The 768-nt window shown below is 30.1% G+C and carries 2 protein-coding genes; both read left to right on the forward strand.

From position 1 onward, the window contains the following. Nucleotides 1–251: hypothetical protein (locus ESY88_RS20730; RefSeq protein WP_223270925.1), on the forward strand; the 251-nt coding region annotated here is incomplete at its 5' end. 178 nt (nucleotides 252–429) lie between these two features. Next, a complete protein-coding gene (locus tag ESY88_RS21280; protein ID WP_189702687.1) occupies nucleotides 430–597 on the forward strand; it encodes a hypothetical protein in 168 nt (55 codons plus the stop codon). Nucleotides 598–768: the final 171 nt, after the last annotated feature.

Genomic DNA, 768 nt, shown 5'->3' on the forward strand with positions numbered 1-768 from the left:
CGCAACTAATCATACTCAAGAGCGTTGGCATTCATTGTCTCACTCAAAACCAAAAACATATGATTAAAAGAAATTTATCTTCGATACTGGTTATAATTGCAATGCTTTTAAATATTCTCGGTTTTGACTTTATGAATATTAATACTGCATCAACAAAATTTTGGTTGTTTTTAGGCGCTACAATAGTTCTAATTGCTTCTGTAATACTAATTTTTGTTAATGAATCTAAAAACAATAAAAATCCTAAATGAATTTTATAAAACCGAACGAAATACAGAATTTACAAAATCTGTGAGCTGAAAATTTAACGGAACTAACTGAAAAGCTGTTACAAAAAAAATGAACTGTACGCCTGATCTAGCAAGTTGCGGAATTGCTCACTCAATCGGAATTGAAAAATATTAAATTAAACTCACAAATATTGATTTTATGAATAAATCACAGATAATTGGAATTGGAATTGGAGTCTTTGGGATTATTGCTTTTTTATTAGTTGATAATAGCATAATTCAAACAACGTCAGGCGTTTTATGTGCAATTGGTTTAGGATATATTTTGAAATGGATACCTTTCAAAAAACAAAACTCAATTAAATAATTAGAAATCTGAATAAAAACAACGAAATGCCGTGTATAATTAATGGCTGGTTCTCGCTTACTTACGAAAATCCTCGCGGAATTTCTATTCCGTTTTTATTTGCTAAAATAGGCGCTTGAACACGCCACTAATCATACACAATACCGTCAGACTGTCTAATAACTTGTTCAT

The organism is Subsaximicrobium wynnwilliamsii (assembly GCF_007997225.1).
Classification (GTDB): domain Bacteria; phylum Bacteroidota; class Bacteroidia; order Flavobacteriales; family Flavobacteriaceae; genus Psychroserpens; species Psychroserpens wynnwilliamsii.